The following is a 20,140-nucleotide window of genomic DNA, read 5'->3' as shown; positions in this document are numbered from 1 at the left end:
GCGGTGCAAAAGGTACGCCATGAGCAGTAGATTTCCCGAGATGGCCAGAGTTCTAATATCTCGCGGATCCGGATCGTAGCTCGCTTGATGCTTTCCTCCGTTATAAGCGCCCCAGAAAAGGTCAGCCCACGTCTCTACATCTGCAACAAATTCAACAATTGGATCTCCAACTCTCCGAGCGAGCGCAAGGCTGACCAATTCCGGGCTGATCGGCACGGCGTCCGCGTTGTTCAGTGCCGGCATCACCGAGGCCCGCGGAGCGGTGCACGCCACGGTCTACCGCACGTTCCTCGCGGCGGCGGCCCGGGCGGCCGACGCGCACGAGTTCATCACCGCGCTGCCCGAGGGGTACGACACCTGGATCGACCCCAACTCCGCACGGTTGTCCGGCGGTCAGCTGCAGCGCCTCGCCATCGCGCGGGCCGTGCTGCGGGACGCGCCGGTCCTCGTCCTCGACGAACCGACCACCGGACTGGACGCGATCGCCACCCGCCGCATCGTCGAACCGCTGCGCCGGCTCATGGCTGGCCGCACCACCATCATGATCACGCACGACCTCAACCTGGCTCCCGACGCCGACCGCATCCTCGTCGTCGACCGCGGCCACCTGATGGAAACGGGCCGCCACCTAGACCTCCTCACCCACGGCGGCACCTACGCCCACCTGCACGGCTCCCAGAACGCGGCCTTCGCGGAATCCCCTTCCGACGCTTACGCGTGGATCGCTTCTTGAGCGGTACGCCCAGCTGCCGGTGGCGTGAGGGTGGCCGTTTCTGTGGCGACGTGGCTGGAAGTCGATCGCCTGATGTGATGGTTGTGGGGCGATAGATCGTTTCTGTCAACTTACGTGCCGCTACAGTCCGTTACTCCTAGCGATGGTCACGTCGCTGATGGTTACGGAGGTATGGATGAAGAGGGCAGTGCTCGGCTTGGCTGCGGTTGGTCTGATGTTCGGCGGGGCGGTGGCGGCGGTTGCTTCGCCAGCAGAGGGAGGTATCCCGCACCTCGAATCCACGGGCGTTGAGTTCAGCGCAGGGCACTACAAACTCAACCGGCCCGGCGTCAATCACGGTGCCTTCGAATGGTGGGGCCGGATGACTGACACGATCGCCGGAGACCGCCACAACGTCTATGTCGAGGTCCAGGTCCAAGGGCACGACTGGGTGAGGTACTACGGAAAGCAGCGGAGTTCGGTTCGACTGCACCAGTCGAATTGGGATGGTGCCCAGCGATACATCAGCAGGGCGAAGCTCCGAGTGTGTCGTGACCGGGGCGCACTCCGTCCGGACAACTGTGCACCTCTCGAGACCTTCACGCACGACTGGGACCGTGGCTGAGCCTGTCCGCCTTCTCGAGCCCAGGCGTATCTACCTGGGCTCGTGCTCCTGATAGGAGAACGAGATCAAGACGTCAGAAGTCCTGTCAGCCAAAGGGGTTGACCTCTTCTACGGTGAGACGCTGGCAGTCCGGAACGTGGAGTTTTCGCTAGGGCGGGGACAGGTCGCGGCAATTACGGGACAGAGTGGGTCTGGGAAGTCGTCACTGCTGTATTGCCTGGCCGGTGTGCTCCCAGTGTCGTGCGGTGAGGTCCGTTTCGACGGGCTCTCTCTCGGGGCTCTCAATGACGAGGAACTCAGCATGCTTCGTCGTGAGCGGTTCGGATTTGTCTTCCAATACGGCGAACTCCTACCCGAGCTGACGGTAGAGGAGAATGCGGCGCTACCGCTGCGACTGGCTGGACAACGCAAGGCTGAAGCTCTCGCAGCGGCCGGTGAGATCCTGGGGCGGCTCGGCCTCGCGGATCTACGCGAGCGGCGTCCGTCGCAGGTGTCTGGGGGGCAAAGCCAACGTGTGGCGGTCGCCCGAGCGTTGGTGCACAGACCAGCCGTCGTCTTCGCCGATGAGCCCACCGGCTCGCTCGACAGCAGCAATGCCAAGGCTGTCTTGGATGAATTCCTCAGTCTGGCGCGATCGCAAGGAACGGCCGTGGTGCTCGTCACTCACGACACGCAGGTGGCAGACCGGGCGGACGACCGCTACATCATGTGCGACGGCGCGCTGACGGCTCAGGTGCGGGAAGCGTCGTGAAGGAACTTCTCCTGGGCTTGCGGCTATTGCTGGGTAGTGGCCGGAGCAACCGAATTCGATTCTTGCTCATGGTGGTAGGCAGCGCGATCGGTGTGTGCTGTCTGGCTGTTGTACTCGCGATTCCTGGAATCTTGGCGGCACAGGATGCCCGAAAGGCGGCCCGTGAGCCGGATTGCTCAAATGGTCTGGGCAGCTGCACCTCAACAGCGAGGAGAGCGCATGGCTTGGCTCTCACCCGAATGGACCCCTACGGTTCCGAACCCCTCACCCGGATCTTCGTGGCTCAGACAGGCGCACCCATCACCCCGCCACCGGGCCTGCCGGAACTTCCAGGCCCTGGTGAGGTGTTCGTATCCCCGCGGCTGCACGAGCTGCTGGACAAAGATCCCGGCCTTGCTCAACTTCTGCCCGGGAACGAGGTCGGGCTCATCTCCGCTCAGGGGCTGGCCCAGCCCGACGAGCTCTATGCGTACGTCGGCGCCAGCCCCGAAGAGCTGAAGGGGGGTGGCCACTTGTCGGAATTCGGTTGGAAACATGCGCGCTTCCCGACCGTGGAGCCCTCCACGCTCGACATTCTGCGCTTCACCTTGGCAGGTGTCGTGCTGCTACCGCTGGCAGTGTTTCTTTCCGTGTGCGCCCGGCTGTCCGCCGCTTCCCGTATGAGGCGGCTGGCCGCGTTGCGCCTGCTCGGGCTGAGCACGAAGGGCACACAGCGTGTCAACGCGGCCGAGACCGTCGCTGCCGCGTTGCTGGGAGCCGTGCTCGGTCTGGGTGCCTACTGGGTCGTCAATCAACTGGTTGCGCGGGTGGGACTGCCCGGGTTCAAGTGGTACCCGGCCGATGGTGCGTTGCCCGGGACGGCGCTCCTCGTCTGTCTGGTGGGTTGTCCGGCGTTGGCCTGGTTCGTGGGTCGGGCCGGAGCGAAGAAGGCCGCGGCCAACCCGCTGGCCGTGCGGCGCAGTGCCGTGGAGAAGCCGCCGCGTCTGTGGGGCCTGCTCCCGCTCGTTCCCGGACTGGGCATCGTCATCGGATACTGCGTGGCCGGCGCGACGGGGAACGTACCCACGGACACGTCGTTCTCCGCGATCCTGATGCCGCTCGCCGTCGTGCTGGTCGGTACCGGCCTCGTGCTGTCGTTGCCGATCCTCTCGCGCGCGCTGGCCCGGACAGTTGCCCGGGTCACGAGTTCGCTTTCTCTGGGTCTCGCCATGCGCCGCAACGAAGTGGAGCCGGGCGGTGCTCTCCGCGTGGCGACCGGCCTGGTGTTGCTGGTCTACGCGGCGTCACTCACGCAGGGCGTGCTCATCGAGCTGAACCAGGTCTCCAAGAACACCTCGCCGGTTCAGCTCTACACCGTGGCGCTCGACGATGTTCCCGAGAGCAAGGAGCGGGCTCTCACCAAGGTCCCGGGCGTCCGTAGCCACGCCGTTCAGGCGCAGTCGTGGACGGAACCCAGCAGCGAGATGTGGACGAGTATCAGTGCCGTGATCGCCACTTGCGGGCAGTTGCGCAGGATGGCGTCATTGGTCGAGAACTGCGTCGACGGACGTCCCGCCCGGCTGATGGTTCAGGGTCACACCTACGACGAGGCCAGCAAGCCGGGAAGCACGTTCCCCTTCCACCTGCGCAACTCCGAAGGCGAGCGCCGGGTCGTCAATGTGGAGGTGCCGCGTCAGACGATCAAGTATCACGACGACACGGCAGCACAGATGGTCAGCAGCGGCGCTGTTCTGATCCCACCGTCCCTGTTCCCCGCCGGCTTCCGTCCCGAGGACCGAGCCACTCTCAAGCTCCTCAGCAGCGCCGCTCCCGAGACCGTGCGCTCCGTACTCGAAGGCATCGCGGGGGTCGACCCCACGATCGAGGTCGAGACGGACGGCGTGGATGCCGCCGCTCTCCAGCAGATCACCGTCATCAAGACCCTCCTCGCCGTGGGCATGATTCTGGGTCTGATCATCGGGGTGGCGGCGTATCTCGTCGCCGCCACTGATCGAGCCGTGGAACGCCGGCCGCAGGTCACTGCCCTGGCGTTGCTCGGGGCCAGGCCCCGGACTCTCCGGGCCGTTCAGGTCGCGCAGGTTGTCTTGCCCTTGACCGTCGGGCTCGTGCTCGCGGTGGTGACCGGGAAGATGGCGGAGTCCAGTTACCTGGTGACCGGTGGCGGGGCCGTCTTCTGGGACGGGGCCGGGCTGCCGCTGCTTCTCGTTTCCGCGCTCGGCGTCGTGGTCCTTGCCGCGCTCGGGTCGCTGCCCCTGATCGGCCGGCGTATCGATCCGGAGTTGATTCGGCGCGACTGATCGTCGGTAGGGCGGATGTGGATTCGGGCGGCACCCTGTGTGAGGGTGCCGCCCTTTGTTGTGGGGGTGGGGGGTCAGGACGTCGGCAGGGTGGACAGCCAGGTGCTGAGGAGTTCGTTGGTTTGTTCGGGGTGTTCCTGTTGGAGCCAGTGGCCGCAGTTATCGAGGATGTGGGACGAGGAGAGGCCGGGGAGGGTCGTGGGGAATGCTTCGATCGCGGCGGCCAGCCAGGTCGTGGAGGCGTCGAGGGCACCGCCGATGAACAGGGACGGCTGGGTGATCGGGGCGCCGGTGAAGGCCGTGAGGTCTTTCCAGTCGCGGTCCATGTTGCGGTAGCGGTTCAGGGCGCCGGTCAGGCCGGTTCGCTCGAACTCCTCCGCGTAGACGTCGAGATCCGCCTCCGTGAGCCAGGCGGGGAGCCTCCCGGTGGGGAAGCGATCGCGCAGCTTTCCGCCCCGGGTGACGAAGTGGGGGTCGGGGGAGCCCGCCGCCATCGTGTCCGCGGACAGGGCGGCGTAGAAGCCCGCGAGCCAGCCTCGTACGTCGGGCTCGATCTCCGCCTCGGCGCGGCCGGGTTCCTGGAAGTAGGAGACGTAGAACTCCTCCTCCCCACCCGCCGCACCCGTCCCGCCCATCTGTGCGAAGACCTCGCTCGGCATCGGTCCGCCCGGTGGGGTGTAGGGGACGCTCAGCAGACCCACCGCGTGGAAGACGTCCGGGCGCAGCAGGGCGGAGTCGGCCGCGATCGTCGCACCCCAGTCGTGACCGACGATCACCGCGGATCGCTCACCCAGGGCCTGGACGACCGCGGCGTTGTCCTCCACCAGCTCCAGCATGCGGTACGCGTCCGCGGCACGGGGTTTGGAGGAGCGGCCGTAGCCGCGGACGTCGATGGCGGCCGCGCGGTATCCGGCCGCAGCCAGTGCCGGCAGCTGATGACGCCAGGAGTACCAGGACTCGGGGAAGCCGTGCACGAGCAGGACCAGGGGGCCCTGGCCCTGCTCCACCACATGGACACGGCCTGCGGGCGAGGGGACCATGCGGTGTTTCACGTCGTTCGCGGTCTGCTGCGGCATCGACCCTCCAAGACTTGAGATCGTCCATCGGTTCCGAGGGTGCGGGCCCGGCGCGCAGGTCGCGAATTCTGTTGCCGGTTCGGCAAACGGCCGACGGTGGCCGAGCCGTACCGGGCCCAGGACTTGGACTTGCTCGTACCGCGGACGGCTGTCGAGTCGTGAGCGCGAAGCCGAGCCAGGGGCGGCGGGTCGCGCCTTCGTTCCCTATTCGCAGCCCACGCCGTCGCCGTCGCGGTCCAGATGGCGCCCATAGCCCGGGTCACCCACACGGACCGGAGCGGCGCCGGCCGCGCGGGCGGCCGTGCAGTTGTCGTAGTAGACGCTTCCGGAGCCGGAGGAGCCGGAGGAGCCGGAGGAGTCGTCGGACTCGTCGGGGGTGTCGGATCCGGAGCCGTCGTCGTTCGCCGCTGCCTTCGCCTTCGCCGTGACCGTCTTCGTCACCCGCACCGTCTCCGTCGCCGTGGCGGTCACCGTGCCCGCCGGTTCGGGGACGGCGGTCTCCGTCGTCGTGGTCGTCACGGTCACCGTGGGCTGCGGTTCGGCCGACGTCGGCTTCGCCTCCGTAGTGCTGTCACCGTCGGCTCCGCCGATGCCCGCGCCGATGAACAGGGCCAGGGCGAGGGCGGGCAGGACGTATCTCTTTCTGGCCCATCGGGGAGTGGAGTCCTGGGCGGGTGCGGGTGCGGTGGTGTACGGGTTGCTCATGTGTGTCCCCCCGAGCTGTGGTGTGAGGGGACGACGGTATGGCCGTTTTACGTGGGGTGTGGGAGGAGTGGCCGTTCTGTTACTTTCTGTGCGCATCCCCTCGGGTGGTCCGGGGGAGGGGCGGCACCCCGCGCTCGTCGAAGTGCCGCCCCCGGCGCCGGACGGTTCGTCAGATCGACACCGCCACCGCCGTGAACGTCGTCTCCGGGAGCTGCGGGCTGGTGAAGCGCGCGTTGACCAGGTAGAGGCGGTCACCGTAGCGGGCGGCCGTGGTGGGGACGTCGAAGCGGGGGTCGGTGATCGTGCGGGTGAGCGTGGCGGTGGTCGCCGTGCGGTCCAGGGACCAGACGCTGATCAGGTTGAGGCGGTTCTGGACCACGTACAGCGTGCGGCCGATGCGGTAGAGGCCGTCGCCGTTCACCACGTCCGACGCGCCGACCAGCGTGATCCTCGTGGCGTGACCGGTCCTGAGGTTCACGTGGTACAGCTCGCCCGGTGTGCTCTTGACGACGATCAGGCCCCGGCCGTCCGGTGTGCCGACGATCCCGTTGGCGTTGTTCACGTCGGGGAGCTGGACCCAGTCGCCGGTGAGCGGAAGGGCGCGGATCTCGCCGTCGGCCCGGCCGCGCGGGACGCCGTAGAGCACGGCGTCCCGTGAGTCGGTGAACCACGCCCGGTCGCCGAGCAGGGCCACGTCGTTGATGAAGTGGCCTGCCGCCGCGCTGAGTCGGTGGGTCGTCACCAGCTCACCGGTGCGGGAGTCGATCACGCGTGCCACTCCCGTGCTGCCCGCCACGTACAGCAGGCCGTCGTGGTCGAGTTTCAGGCCGACCGACACCTGGCCGGTGCCGCCCGCGTACAGGACCGTGCCCTCGCCGGTGCGCAGGTCGGTGCGGAGGATGCCGCCGTTGGCGCGGGAGCCCTGGTAGGCGTACGGCTTGCCGCCGATGGCGATGCCCTCGGGGAGCCAGCCGTCGGGGAGTGAGTACTCGGTCGGCCAACCAGCTTCTCCGGTACGGGACTTGGCGGCACCGGAAGGGGACGGGGCCGCGGTCGCGGTGGGGGCCGCCGTGGCCGTCAGGGTGAGGGCGGCCAGGGCCGCGCCGCCGAGGACGGTGCGGCGGGACGGGGTGGGGGCGGGCGTGGGAGCGGGGGTCATGGTCACGTGCCTCCGTGAGTGGGGTGCGGGCGGCGAACGGCGTAACTCTGCGAACGGTGTGACTCTGTGAACGGTGTGACTCTGTGAACCGTGTGACTCCGCGTGCGGCGTGACACGGCGAACTGTGGCCACGACGGGTGGGGCTGTGGCCACCGGGTGGGTGGGTCTCACTCCGCTTCGACTTCGTTGGCGAGTAACGAGCCGCCGCCCGGCGGCGTTCCTCCGTTCTGCTGTCGAGTTCCTGTCAATCCCGGCCCGCGGTCGAAGTGCCTGCCCAGGCGTCCCTATGTCCGGAACGGCCCCCTCACCTCGTAGGTGATCCCGCCCGACGAGCTGCCGCTCGTACCGCGCTGGCTGGAGAAGTACAGACGGGTGCCGTCCGGGGAGAAGGCCGGGCCCGTGATCTCGGAACCCGACTGGCCGTCGATGTGCAGGAAGGGTGCGACCACGTCGTCGGGGGTGATGAGGCAGATGTCCATGGTGCCGCCGTCCTCCGCCACGAAGAGGTCGCCGGAGGCGGAGCCCGTGACGTTGTCCACCCCGGTGAGGGGAGCCGTGCCGGACGTCACCAGCGAGTCGTCGTAGGCGAGTTCGATCGTCTGGGCGGCCGCGTTGTACTGCCAGACCCGGTTGTCGCCCTTCGTCGTGAACCAGCAGGTGTCGTCGGCGTAGTAGCAGCCCTCGCCGCCGTTGAAGCGCTTGGCGCCGGAGACCTGGTTGCGGGTGGCGGTGGCGCCGGTCGGGTCGGGCACCGGGGACCAGGTCACGGGGCCGCTCGTGGCCGTGCCGGCCACCAGGACCTCCAGCGTCCCGGAGGAAAGATCGCCCCAGCTCGTCGGCCGGAAACGGTAGAAGCAGCCGTCGGTCACGTCCTCGGTCAGGTAGAGCACCTTGCGGACCGGGTCGGCGGCGGCCGCCTCGTGCTTGAAACGGCCCATCGCGTCCCGGCGGACCGCCGCCTTGGTGCCCCAGGGGTCGGTCTCGTAGACGTACCCGCGATCGACCTCCTCGCAGGACAGCCAGGTGTTCCACGGGGTCTTGCCGCCCGCGCAGTTCTGGCGGGTGGCGGAGAGGACGCGGTACGCAGCCGTGATCGCCCCGGTCGCCGAGAACCTCACCGCGCTCGCGCCGCCCGACGGGTTGATCTCCGAGTTCGAGACGTAGATCCAGCCCGTGCCGTCCGCGTAACAGGCGCCGCCGTCGGGGGCGTTGTGCCAGGCGTACGAGGTCCCGGACACGGTCTGGCCGGAGCGGGCGATCACTCGGCTGGTGAATCCGCTCGGGAGCCGGATGCCGTTGGCGTCGGCCGCGCCGAGCGCCCCGTACGGGCCCGTGCCGGGCTGGGCCGGGGCGGCGTGGGCGGCGCCGCGCCAGAGGGTTCCGCCGAGTACGGCGGAGGAGCCGCCGATCGCGGCCGCACGCAGGAAGGTACGACGTTCCACGCTCACTCCCAGGGGTGGTGTGGTGAACCGGCCCGTACGCCGGTCCCGGCGACGGGGTCGTTCAGGGTCGTGCGCTGCCGAACGCTAGAAGCGCAGGGTAGCTATGTCGTGGACATGTCGTAACGGGGAGATGCGGGATGGGTGACCGGGAGCGCCGTAGGCTGCCCGTGCACGCTGCTGCCCGTGTCCACTGCGGGCCGTTCGAACTGCGGGCCGTGCACACCGCGGAGGGAGTACGGCCATGTCCGGCTGGAGCGCGCACGACATCCCTGACCAGGGCGGTCGCACCGCCGTCGTCACCGGGGCCAACAGCGGGCTCGGGTACGTCACCGTGCGCGAGCTCGCCCGCAAGGGGGCGCGGGTGCTGCTCGCCTGCCGGAGCGAGACGCGGGGGCGGGAGGCCGTCCGGCGGCTGCGCGAGGAAGTGCCGGGCGCGGAGGCGGAGTTGCGGCGGCTCGATCTCGGGGACCTCGCCTCCGTACGGGAGTTCGCGGACGTCCTGCCCTGCGACCGGCTCGACCTGCTCGTCAACAACGCGGGCGTGATGGCGATGCCGTACGGCACCACCGCCGACGGTTTCGAGACGCAGTTCGGGGTGAATCATCTCGGGCACTTCGCCCTCACGGGGCTGCTGCTGCCCGCGCTGCTCGCCGCGCAGGACCGGCCGGCCGGGGCGACGCGGATCGTGACCGTCTCCAGCATGGGCCACCTGCTCGGCAACATCGACCCGGACGATCTCAACTCCGAGCGCAAATACCGGCGTTGGACCGCCTACGGCCGTACGAAGACCGCCAACCTGCTCTTCACGCACGAGCTGGCGCGCAGACTCACGGCGGCCGGGACCGAGGTCGTCGCGGCGGCCGCGCATCCCGGGTACGCGGCGACCAACCTCCAGACGGCGGGGCCGCGGGCGGAGGGGCGCCGGGTCGCCGAGCGGCTGATGGCGCTCGGCAACCGGGTCTTCGCCCAGTCCGCCGAGGCCGGCGCGCTGCCCGCCCTGTACGCGGCGACGGCGCCCGGCGTCCGCCCGGACTCGTTCACCGGGCCGTCCCTGGCGATGTGGCGCGGGGCGCCCGCGCCGTCGCGGCGAGCGCCCTGGACCCTCGACGACCGGGCGGGGGAGCAGCTGTGGGTCGCCTCCGAGCAGCTGACCGGGGTGTCCTACGAGGCCCTCGAGGGCTGAGCCCCGGCCCGACGCTCACCTCAGGGACCGGTTGCAGCCCGTGGAGACGCCTGCGAAAGGTTCACGGTCGTCCCCCGATCTCCGTCGGTCGCGTCTGCCGAGCGCGGCCGATGCCCTGAGGGACACCGGTCCGCGCGTTCGGGTTGCGGTCGCTTCGGTGGGTCCGGGGGTGCGGGAAGCACGAGGGTGGTACGGGCGGCCTGCCGTGTGTGACCGGCGCGGCCGTGAGGGGCCGATGAGCCGAGGCAGCGCTGAGCCGAGGACCGATGAGCCATGCGGGCGGGGCGGGCCGTCCGGGCCGTGGGACCCGCCGGTACCCGTGACCGTGCCCGCGGTTACGCCTGCCCCCGCGCGAACCCGGAGGTGTACTCGTCCTCGTACCCCTCCGAGTACCCCCGCGGGTAACCCTCCGCATACCCCGGGGCGTACTCCTCCGCGTACCGCTGCGCGAAGTCCTCAGGCATCGGTGTGGTGTCCAGGTAGAACCACTCGGCGGTGGGGCCGGGAGCGGCCCCGGAGGCGGCGGAGACGGTGGCCGGCGCGGGGGCCGTACGGCGGCGGGGCAGCGGGTCGGAGTGCCGGAGGTCGGAGGGCTGGGAGCCGTCGGCCACCGGTGCGGCTTTCTCCTCCGCGGGCGGTCGTTGCGCCGGGCCCGGCATCAGCAGTTCCACCCGCAGGCCCTTGCCGCGTTGCTGGGCGGTGAACTCCTCCACCTGGCTGCGGCAGGCGTGGTCGAGGTGGGTCACGCCGGTGAGGTCGAGCCGGATGCGGGGTTTGCCGGCCTCGGCGGCGGACTCCAGGGCCTCGATGACCTGGGGCAGGCGAAGGAAGGTCGCGTTGCCGGCCATCACCACCTTCGCGGTGTCGTCCTCGGTGTGCTGCCGGATGACCGTCTGGGACATGCGCACCGCGGCCAGCACGATGCCCGCCGCGAGGCCGATCAGGACGCCCTCCAGAAGCGCCGTCGCCACGATGACCAGGGTGGTGATCGTCATGACGGCGAACTCGCCCCGGTCCTGCCGCCACATCTTCGGGAACTCGTCGGGAGCGAAGAGCTTCCAGCCGCTGTGCACGAGTACGCCCGCCAGGACCGAGATCGGGATCAGGGCCAGCACCTGGGGGAGCAGCAGCGCGAACGCCAGCAGCCACAGGCCGTGCAGGGTGCGGGAGAGCCGGGTCTTGGCGCCCGCCTGGACGTTCGCCGAACTACGGGCCACCACCGCAGTGATGGGCAGGGCGCCGAGGAGTCCCGCGAGCGTGTTGCCGGCGCCCTGGGCGATCAGCTCGGGGTTGTAGCGGGTGCGCGGACCGTCGTGCATACGGTCCACCGCCGCTGCCGTGAACAGCGACTCCGCCGAGGCGATCACGGTGAAGGTCAGGATCGCGGTGATGATCCCCGCGTCCGCCAGACCCGCGAACTGCTTCGCCCCCGGCACGTCGACGGAGGCCAGCAGATTGCCCACCTGGAGCGTCTTGACGTCGACGCCCGGCAGCGCGGCGACCGTGATGCCGATGCCCACCGCGACCAGCGCCGCCGGAACCTTCTTGACCGGTCCCGGTGCCTTCTTCCACAGGAAGCTCAGGACGACCGTGACGATGCCGAGCCCGGCGGCGATCATCGCCTGCGGGTCGGCGACCGTGTCCGCGAGCAGGCCCGGGATGCCGGCCATGTTCTCCAGCGGGGTACCGGGGGCCTTCGCGTCCGCCACCGGGTATGCCTGGCTGAACATCAGCGGCAGGCCGATGCCCGCGAGCATGCCCTGGACGACCGCCAGGGAGATCGCCTGGAAGAACCGGCCCAGTTTCACCAGGCCGAGGACGATCTGCAGGAGGCCCGAGAAGAGCACGATCACACCGAGCATGGCCACGCCGTACTCCAGCACGGTCTCCGCGACCAGCGCGGCGAGACCGGCGGCCGGGCCGCTCACCTGAAGCGTGCTGCCGCGTGCCGCGCCCACCACCAGGCCGCCGATGACGCCCGAGATGATGCCCAGCTCGGGGGAGACGCCCGAGGCGACGGCCACGCCGATGCACAGCGGGAGCGCGACCAGGAAGACGACGAGGGACGCGGTGATCTCGGTGGCCAGGTCACCCTTCGGCGCAGCCGCTTTCAGGGCGGCCATCGCCGTACCCTTCGCCGTGCCTGTCGCTGTGCCCGGCGCCGTTTCCTGCGAGGCGGCCTTCGCCGTGTTCCTCGAGGCGGCCTTCGCGGTGGTGTCCCGCCCGATCGTCGGTGTCGGTGCCGGCGCGGGTGGACGCGGGGGAGTCGGAGGGGACATGGGCCGGGGCGGTGGCGCCGGCCGGGGCGGCGGACCGGTCAGCCCGGCCGCCTCCCCGAACGTGCGGCCCCTTCCGTCACTGTCCCCGGAGCTCCGGTCCGCGCCCGCTCCCCGGTCCGCGCCCGTGTCCCAGCCCGTGCCCGTGGCCCAGTCGGCGCCCGGGTCCCACTCCGCGCCCGTGGCGGTGCCCGTGCCCGTGCCCCGGCCCCGTGCGTGCCTGGCGTGTGCGCCGCTCATGCCGCGTGCACCCGGAACAGGCCGTCCTCGTCCAGCTCGTGCACCTGACCGGTGTGCACCTCGTAGTACCAGCCGTGCAGGCGCAGTTGCCCGGCGTCGAGACGCTGCCGCGTCGCCGGGTAACTGCGCAGCACCGCCAGCTGGTTGACGACGTTCAGCTGGGCGACGTCCGGCATCGACGGGTCCTCGACGTCGCCGTCCAGGACGGGCGCGAGCCTGGGGCGGGCCAGCTGGAGCCAGGCGTCCACGCCGGGAAGGGCGGACAGGTCGTCGCCGGACTTGAGGGCGCCCATCGCGCCGCAGTGGGAGTGGCCGCACACGACGATGTCCTGAACGCCGAGCACCTCCAGTGCGTACTCGATGGTGGCCGCCTCGCCGGAGGCACCCTGCCTGCCGTGCGGCGGAACGATATTTCCCGCGTTTCGCAGCTCGAATATCTCACCGGGCCGCGCGCCCGTGATCAGTGCGGGTATCACCCGTGAGTCCGAGCAGGTGATGAACAATGCCTCGGGATATTGGCCCTCGGCCAGTCGCCGGTATTCGCCGCTTTCGAAGTCGACCCGCCGTTTGAACGAGCGGGCGCGGTCCAGCAGTGCCTTCACGGATCCTCCCAGGTCAGAGCTGGTCGGCATGGGGGTCCGACCAGTTCCTCATCACCGTAGAGGAGCCAATGCCAGGCGAAGGTTAGAGGAACACTAAAGCGCCGACAAGAATGGGACAGTTTTCGTCCGGAGTTGAGCTGCTGCTCACATTGTCCGGGAGATCTGAGGCGTTTTCCTGACCGTTCTTGTAGCGTGACGGATCCACGGAACACGTGAATTCGGTGCACAGGAGAGACGGGAACGCATGGGTGTACGAGTCCTGCTCATCGAGGACGACCGGACGATCGCCGAACCGCTCGTCGAGGGCCTCGGGAACTTCGGGCTGGCGGTGCGTCACGTCGGCACCGGCGGCGAGGGGTTGAGGGGGCCGTACGGCGATGTCGTGCTGCTCGACCTGGGGTTGCCCGACATCGACGGCATCGACGTCTGCCGGGGCATCCGGCAGAACTCCGACGTCCCCATCATCATCCTCAGCGCCCGGGGGGAGGAGGCCGACCGGGTGCTGGGCCTGGAGCTGGGCGCCGACGACTACCTGGCGAAGCCGTTCAGCATGCGTGAGCTCGTGGCGCGGGTGCGCGCGGTGACCCGGCGGACGCACCGGGGCCTGGCCGAACGGGATCTCACGGGACAGGAGCCGGTCGGCGGTGAGTCCTTCGCGCCGGCGGCCGCAGCCCCTCTCGCCTCCCCGACGTCCGAGACGAGCGGAGCGTTCGACGCGGCTGGAGCGTACGGGCCGACCGGAGCGTTCGGGACGACCGGATCCTACGAGGCGTTCGAGGCGTTCGAGGGCGCGGCGACGGCCACTGCCACCGCCGCCGCCGCAGCCGCCGCCCCGGCCCCCGTCACAGCCGCCGCCGGTCCCCTGGTCGTCGACCGGCGGACCCGGCAGGTGTGGGTGGGTGAGGAGGTGGTGGCCCTGACGCCCAAGGAGTTCGAGCTGCTCGCGCTGCTCACCGAGGATCCGGGGGCCGTGTACTCACGCCAGCAGATACTCGACCGGGTCTGGGACCCGCACTACCAGGGGCCGACCAAGACGCTGGACGTCCATGTGGCCACCCTGCGAAGGAAGTTGGGCAACCCGGCCTGGATCCAGACGCTGCGCGGAGTGGGTTTCCGGCTGGCGGTGCACACTTCCTCCCCGAGCGCGCGACAGCCGTACGAACCACCGGCTCCCGCCCCACCGGCTGCTGCCTCACCGGCCTTCGCCCGGCCCGCTCACCCTCAGCCCACCCATCCCCAGGGCGCCTACGAGCCGTCGGCCTACGAACCGCACGCTTACGAACCGCACGCCTACGACCAGCACTCGGCGGCCTACCGATGACCCGTCGGCTGCTGCTCAGCTATCTCACCCTCGCCGCCCTGGTCCTGCTCTGCCTGGAGATCCCGCTGGGCTTCGTGTACTCGCGCGGTGAGCGGGAGCGGGTGATCAACGCGGCGACGGACGAGGCGGAGTCGGTCTCGGCGTTCGCCTCGCTGTCCATCTCGGCGGGCCGGGCGGCGCAGGACCTGCCCGAGCGGGCCGCGCACTGCGCCGAACGCATCGGCGGCAAGGTGCTGATCGTCGACGGGAGCGGCACCCTGCTGGCCTCCTCGCACCCACTCACCGAGCGGGAGGAGGGCGGACTCGCCTCCTGGCCGGGCATCGCCGCCGCCCTGCGCGGTACCGCGACGGCCGACGTGCGCACCTCCACCATCGGCGGTGTGCAGTACCTCGCGGTGGCCACCCCGGTGCGCCACGGCGTCGAGGAACAGGGCGCCGTCCGGATCACGGTGCCGACCCGGATGGTGTCCGAACGGGTGCACCACGTCTGGCTGTTGCTGGCCCTGGGCGGGCTGGCGGCGCTCACCGCGGTGGCCGCGCTCGGGTTCGTCATCGCCCGCTGGACCGGCCGTCCGATCCGCGAACTGGAGCACGCCACGCATGAGCTGGCGATGGGCGGCACCGCCGTCCCGGTGGCGATCACCAAGGGGCCGCCGGAGGTCCGCAGTCTCGCCGCCACCTTCAACCGGACCGCCGCCCGCCTGGAACACCTGCTGGCCTCCCAGCGGGCCTTCGCCGGTGAGGCCTCGCACCAGCTGAAGACGCCCCTCGCGGCGCTGCGGCTGCGGCTGGAGAACCTGGAGAACGACATCGCCCTGAACGCGCGGGGCTCACTCACCGCCGCGCTGACCGAGACCGACCGGCTGGCCCGGATGGTCGAGGGGCTGCTCGCGATGGCCCGGCTCGACGAGAGTGCCGTGGAACGGGAGCCGGTCGACCTGGGCCGGGTGTGCGCGGAGCGGCACCGCGCCTGGACGCCGCTGTTCGAGCAGCACGGCGTGTGGCTGGCGCTGGCGGGGGACTACGCGGGCGAGGTGCTGGCGCTGCCCGGGGCCGTGGAGCAGATCCTCGACAACCTGCTCTCCAACGCCCTGCGGGTGGCGCCCCCGGGCTCCACGGTCTCCGTCGACCCGCGCCACCACACGCCCCACGAGCGCCGCTTCCCGCACCGCCACCCGCATCGGCATCCGCACCGCCCGGCCGGTCCGGGCTGGGTCGAGCTGCACGTCATGGACGAGGGCCCCGGTATGACCGAGGAGCAGCGCCGGCGTGCCTTCGACCGCTTCTGGCGCGCCCCGGACGCCCCCAAGGGCGGCACCGGTCTGGGCCTCGCCCTGGTGCAGCGCCTCGCCCACGCGAGCGGTGGCGAGGTGGTCCTGCGGCCCGCGCCGCGCGGCGGCCTGGACGCGGTGGTCCGGCTCCCGGCGGTACCGGCCCGGCACGGCGGCACCGGGAACACCGGCGGCACCGAGAGCGCGGGCGGCGGCGCGAGCACCGGCATCCCCGCCCAGCGTCCGGCCAGACGTCTGCAGTCCACGACGCCGGGCCGGCGACAGACGACAGGCGAGCGTCAGGCGGTGCGCACCTGGTAGGTGGCGATGCGCACCGTGTCGTCGTCCAGGCACTCCCCGCTCAGCAGGTCGAAACGCTGCTTGAGCAGCGGGGAGGCGACGAACGTTCGGCCGTCGAAGGTACCGGTCAGACCGCGGGAGAGGACGGCCGCGCCGCCGAACGGATCGCGGTTGTCGACGGCGTACAGCTCACCGGCCCGGTCCAGGAACAGGGCGACCTGACGGCCGTCGGGCAGCAGGGCGGCCACACCGCGGCCGGGGATCAGCTGACTGAGGTCACAGACCGTGAACCACTGGTCCTCCAGCCGCAGTTGGACCTTGAGGGCGGTCGTCTCGAGTGCCAGGGTCATCGCTGGGCGCTCCCTTCCAGGGGACGGTGGCCGATGGACAGCAACGGCAGGTCGGGCTTGATCTGGTCGCGCTCGGGCACGAAGCCGACGACCGGGTCGGGGGTGTCGGGCGCGTTGACGAAGGACACGAACCGGGCGAGCTTCTCCGGGTCGTTGATGGTGGTGGCCCACTCGTCGGCGTAGTGCGCGACGTGGTCGGTCATCAGGGACTCCAGCTCCTCGCAGATGCCGAGCGAGTCCTCCACCACCACGTCCCGTACGTGGTCCAGGCCGCCGGGGATCCGGTCCAGCCAGGTCGAGGTGCGCTCCAGGCGGTCGGCGGTGCGGATGTAGAACATCAGGAACCGGTCGATGAGGCGGACCAGTTCGGTGTCGGTGAGGTCCTGCGCGAGCAGGTCGGCGTGGCGCGGGGTGGCGCCGCCGTTGCCGCCGACGTAGAGGTTCCAGCCGTTGGAGGTGGCGATGATGCCGAAGTCCTTCGACTGCGCCTCGGCGCACTCGCGGGCGCAGCCGGACACCGCCGACTTGAGCTTGTGCGGGGAGCGCAGCCCCCGGTAGCGCAGCTCCAGGTCTATCGCCATGCGGACGGAGTCCTGGACGCCGTAGCGGCACCAGGTCTGGCCGACGCAGGACTTCACCGTGCGCAGCGACTTGCCGTAGGCGTGACCGGACTCGAAGCCGGCGTCCACCAGCCGGGTCCAGATCAGCGGGAGCTGCTCCACCCGGGCGCCGAACATGTCGATCCGCTGGCCGCCGGTGATCTTCGTGTAGAGGCCGAAGTCGCGGGCGATCTCACCGATCACGATCAGGCCCTCGGGGGTGATCTCACCGCCGGGGATGCGCGGGACGACCGAGTAGGAGCCGTTCTTCTGGAGGTTGGCGAGGAAGTGGTCGTTGCTGTCCTGGAGGGCCGCCTGCTCGCCGTCCAGGACATAGCCGCTCGCGCCGATCGTCGGGGCGAGGGAGGCGATGATCGAGCCGACGGCCGGCTTGCAGACCTCGCAGCCGTCGCCGCCCCGGGCGTTGTCCCGGCCGTAGCGGTCGAGGAGGTCCTGGTAGGTGTTGATGCGCAGGGCGAGGACGATCTCGTACAGCTCCTCGCGGGTCTGCGAGAAGCAGCCGCACAGGCCCTTGTCGACCTCGACGCCGCTCGCCTCCAGCTCGGCGGTGACCAGCTGGCCGAGCACCTTGACGCAGCTGCCGCAGCCGGTACCGGCCTTGGTGCACTTCTTCACCTCGGGCACGGTGGTGCAGGAGTGCTCCGTCACCGCGCCGCGGATCGTGCCCTTCGACACGTTGTGGCAGGAGCAGACGATCGCCTCGTCCGGCAGCGCGGACGGGCCGAGCTGGACGGACTCGCCGGCACCGGCCGGCAGGACCAGCGACTCGGGGGCGACGGGCGGCACGGACCCGGTGAAGGCGCGCAGGGTGCCGTACGCCTCCGCGTCGCCGACCAGGATGCCGCCGAGCAGCGTGCCGTCGCGGCCGATGACCAGCTTCTTGTACAGGCCCGAGCGCGAGTCGGAGTAGACGACGTCGAGGCAGTCCTCGGCGGTGCCGTGGGCGTCACCGAAGGACGCCACGTCCACACCGAGCAGCTTCAGCTTGGTGGAGAGGTCGGCGCCGGTGAAGGTCAGCTGCTCGGACTCGTCGGCGGCGATGGTCGCGGCGACCGTGATGGCCTGCTCGTAGCCGGGGGCCACCAGGCCGTACACCCGGCCGTCGGCGGCCAGCGCGCACTCGCCGATCGCGAACACGTGCGGGTCGTTCACCGTGCGGCACTGCTCGTCGACGGCGATGCCGCCACGCTCGCCGACCGTCAGGCCGGACTCGCGGGCCAGTTGGTCGCGGGGGCGGACACCGGCGCTGAACACCACCAGGTCGGTGGCGAGCTCGGAGCCGTCGGAGAGCTTCATGCCGGTGACGGCGCCGGACTCGTCGACGACGATCTCCTGGGTGCCCACGCCCGTGTGGACGGACAGCCCCATGTCCTCGATGGTGCGCAGCAGCGCGGCGCCACCGCCCTCGTCGACCTGGACCGGCATCAGGCGGGGCGCGAACTCCACGATGTGGGAGGTGAGCCCGAGGCCCTTCAGAGCGCCGGCCGCCTCGAGTCCGAGCAGACCGCCGCCGACGACCGCACCCGTGGTCCTCGTCCTGGCGTACTCCTCGATCGCGAGGAGGTCCTCGATCGTGCGGTAGACGAAGCAGCCCTCGGCGTCCTTGTTCGGGACGGGCGGCACGAACGGGTAGGAGCCGGTGGCCAGGACGAGGATGTCGTAGTCGACCGTCAGTCCCGAGCGGGCCGTCACCTTGCGGGCCTCGCGGTCGATCGTCTCCGCGGGGTCACCGACGTACAGCTCGATGCCGTGGTCGGCGATGAACTGCATGTCGGTCATCGAGAGGTCCTCGGGCGTCTTGCCCGAGAAGTACGAGGTGAGCTGCACGCGGTCGTACGCGGGACGCGGCTCCTCGCAGAGCACGACCACGCGGTGCGTGGCGGTCAGGCCGCGCTCGGCGAGCGCCTCGAGGAAGCGCTGGCCGACCATGCCGTGGCCGACGAGCACGATCGTGGGGGTGCCCCCGGGGGTGGCGGTCATCAGGAGCCTCCATCGTTGGTGAGCAGGTGGAGCAGGGGGCCGCCGTCGGAGGGGAGCGGCTCTGCTCCCTCCCAGGCGCGCGCCAGCGCGCCGACGGTGCCGAGTTCGCCGACGAGGACCCCGCCGACCAAGCGGTCGTCGCGGACGACGACCTTGCGGTAGGTGCCCCGGGTGGCGTCGGCGAGCTGTACGACGTCGTCGCCGGGGCGCGGCTCCGTCTCGCCGAACGCGGCGAGGTCGAAGGCGCTGTGCCCGGCGAGGGTGAGCCGGGTGAGGGCGCGGGTGCCGGCGTACCGGGAGCCCGTGTCTCCGGCGAGCGACTCGGCGAGGACGTCCGCCTGTTCCAGCGCGGGCGCCGCCAGCCCGTACACGTTCCCGTCGTGCTGTGCGCAGTCGCCGATCGCCCGGATGTACGGGTCGGACGTGCGGAGTTCGTCGTCGACCAGGATTCCCTTGTGGACGGCGAGCCCCGCCGCCTTGGCGAGTCCGGCGCGCGGGGAGACCCCGCAGGCCAGCACCACCAGGTCGGCGTCGAGGGCGTACCCGTCGGCCATCTCCACCGAGCGGACGGCGCCGCCGACGCAGCGCACGTCGCGGACCCGGCACTCGGTGTGGACCTCGACGCCGAGGTCCCTCAGGTGCCGGAGCACCAGCTTGGACGCGTTCGGGTCGAGCTGGCGTTCCATGAGCCGCTCGGCCTGCTGGGCGAGGACGACCTGGGCGCCGCGTACCGCGAGCGCACGGGCCGCGGAGACCCCGAGGAGTCCGCCGCCGATGACGACCGCCCGCACGCCCGGCCGTACCGCCTTCGACAGGCCGAGGCAGTCGTCCATGGTGCGGAAGGCGTGGACGCCCTCCGGCAGGACGTGGTCGGGGGTGAACAGACCGCGCAGGGGCGGCAGCACCGGGTTGGAGCCGGTGGCCAGGACCAGGGTGTCGTATGCGATCTCCGAACCGTCCGCGCAGGTCACGGTCCGCCGGTCGCGGTCGATGCCGGTGACCCGGCCCCGTACCAGTCCGGCGGGCGCGGGCAGCGCGATCACCTCGGGGGCGTACCGACCGGCCAGCACCTCGGCGAGCAGGACCCGGTTGTAGGGCCGGTGCTCCTCCTCGCCGATCAGCAGCGCGGGCGTGCCCAGCTCGCCGAGCCGGCGGGCGAGTCGTACGCCCGCGAGGCCGGCGCCGATCACCACCACACGCGAATTCGAGGTCATGTCCAGGAGCGTGCGT

15 protein-coding genes and 1 pseudogene are annotated in these 20,140 nt (G+C 70.6%); 7 read left to right on the top strand and 9 right to left on the bottom strand.

The window, feature by feature from the left end; genetic code table 11:
- Positions 1-298 precede the first annotated feature (298 nt).
- The 4 genes and pseudogenes from OG736_RS15400 to OG736_RS15385 all read left to right on the top strand — a co-directional run.
- Positions 299-733: pseudogene (locus tag OG736_RS15400) on the top strand (ATP-binding cassette domain-containing protein); the annotation flags it as partial.
- Positions 734-908: 175 nt separating this feature from the next.
- A complete protein-coding gene (locus OG736_RS15395; protein WP_327182951.1) occupies positions 909-1,337 on the top strand; it encodes a hypothetical protein in 429 nt (142 codons plus the stop codon).
- Between the two features lie 121 nt (positions 1,338-1,458).
- Positions 1,459-2,088, top strand: coding sequence for an ABC transporter ATP-binding protein (locus OG736_RS15390; protein WP_327187614.1), 630 nt, complete (start codon positions 1,459-1,461; stop codon positions 2,086-2,088).
- A gap of 239 nt (positions 2,089-2,327) precedes the next feature.
- Positions 2,328-4,385, top strand: a complete 2,058-nt coding sequence (locus OG736_RS15385; protein ID WP_442817169.1) for an FtsX-like permease family protein — start codon at positions 2,328-2,330, stop codon at positions 4,383-4,385.
- Between the two features lie 74 nt (positions 4,386-4,459).
- On the opposite strand, the gene OG736_RS15380 is transcribed toward OG736_RS15385, so the two are convergent.
- From OG736_RS15380 to OG736_RS15365, 4 genes are all read right to left on the bottom strand, one after another.
- A complete protein-coding gene (locus tag OG736_RS15380) occupies positions 4,460-5,461 on the bottom strand; it encodes an alpha/beta fold hydrolase (RefSeq protein ID WP_327182949.1) in 1,002 nt (333 codons plus the stop codon).
- A gap of 204 nt (positions 5,462-5,665) precedes the next feature.
- Complete coding sequence (locus tag OG736_RS15375; RefSeq protein WP_327182948.1) at positions 5,666-6,166, bottom strand: excalibur calcium-binding domain-containing protein; 501 nt, start codon at positions 6,164-6,166, stop codon at positions 5,666-5,668.
- Positions 6,167-6,335: 169 nt separating this feature from the next.
- A complete protein-coding gene (locus tag OG736_RS15370) occupies positions 6,336-7,325 on the bottom strand; it encodes an SMP-30/gluconolactonase/LRE family protein (RefSeq protein ID WP_327182947.1) in 990 nt (329 codons plus the stop codon).
- 284 nt (positions 7,326-7,609) lie between these two features.
- The gene (locus tag OG736_RS15365; RefSeq protein WP_327182946.1) at positions 7,610-8,767 is read right to left on the bottom strand and encodes an alkaline phosphatase PhoX; all 1,158 of its coding nucleotides are present in this window, start codon (positions 8,765-8,767) and stop codon (positions 7,610-7,612) included.
- Positions 8,768-9,008: 241 nt separating this feature from the next.
- On the opposite strand from OG736_RS15365, the gene OG736_RS15360 reads away from it, so the two are divergent.
- Positions 9,009-9,950, top strand: coding sequence for an oxidoreductase (locus OG736_RS15360; protein WP_327182945.1), 942 nt, complete (start codon positions 9,009-9,011; stop codon positions 9,948-9,950).
- Positions 9,951-10,285: 335 nt separating this feature from the next.
- On the opposite strand, the gene OG736_RS15355 is transcribed toward OG736_RS15360, so the two are convergent.
- Both OG736_RS15355 and OG736_RS15350 read right to left on the bottom strand, forming a co-directional pair.
- Complete coding sequence (locus tag OG736_RS15355) at positions 10,286-12,073, bottom strand: SulP family inorganic anion transporter (protein WP_327182944.1); 1,788 nt, start codon at positions 12,071-12,073, stop codon at positions 10,286-10,288.
- A 389-nt stretch (positions 12,074-12,462) separates the two neighbouring features.
- The gene (locus OG736_RS15350) at positions 12,463-13,068 is read right to left on the bottom strand and encodes a carbonic anhydrase (protein ID WP_327187613.1); all 606 of its coding nucleotides are present in this window, start codon (positions 13,066-13,068) and stop codon (positions 12,463-12,465) included.
- Positions 13,069-13,312: 244 nt separating this feature from the next.
- Between OG736_RS15350 and OG736_RS15345 the strand changes: the two genes are divergently transcribed.
- Positions 13,313-14,389, top strand: coding sequence for a response regulator transcription factor (locus OG736_RS15345; protein ID WP_327182943.1), 1,077 nt, complete (start codon positions 13,313-13,315; stop codon positions 14,387-14,389).
- Positions 14,386-15,981, top strand: coding sequence for a sensor histidine kinase (locus tag OG736_RS15340; protein WP_327182942.1), 1,596 nt, complete (start codon positions 14,386-14,388; stop codon positions 15,979-15,981). Before OG736_RS15345 ends, OG736_RS15340 begins: the two co-directional genes overlap by 4 nt.
- Here the strand turns inward: OG736_RS15340 and nirD are convergent.
- Genes nirD through OG736_RS15325 form a run of 3 tightly spaced genes read right to left on the bottom strand, consistent with a single transcriptional unit; the run spans position 15,960 to position 20,124 of the window.
- Entirely contained in the window at positions 15,960-16,310 is a 351-nt protein-coding gene (gene nirD / locus OG736_RS15335) for a nitrite reductase small subunit NirD (RefSeq protein WP_327182941.1), read from the bottom strand. The two genes, OG736_RS15340 and nirD, sit on opposite strands and share 22 nt — an antisense overlap.
- The gene (gene nirB, locus OG736_RS15330; protein ID WP_327182940.1) at positions 16,307-18,910 is read right to left on the bottom strand and encodes a nitrite reductase large subunit NirB; all 2,604 of its coding nucleotides are present in this window, start codon (positions 18,908-18,910) and stop codon (positions 16,307-16,309) included. The genes nirD and nirB overlap by 4 nt, the downstream gene beginning before the upstream one ends.
- Positions 18,910-20,124, bottom strand: a complete 1,215-nt coding sequence (locus OG736_RS15325) for an NAD(P)/FAD-dependent oxidoreductase (RefSeq protein WP_327182939.1) — start codon at positions 20,122-20,124, stop codon at positions 18,910-18,912. The genes nirB and OG736_RS15325 overlap by 1 nt, the downstream gene beginning before the upstream one ends.
- Positions 20,125-20,140 lie beyond the last annotated feature (16 nt).

The sequence above is a fragment of the Streptomyces sp. NBC_01334 genome, assembly GCF_035983595.1.
Classification (GTDB): Bacteria; Actinomycetota; Actinomycetes; order Streptomycetales; family Streptomycetaceae; genus Streptomyces; species Streptomyces coriariae.
This window is presented reverse-complemented; position numbering and strand designations above follow the sequence as displayed.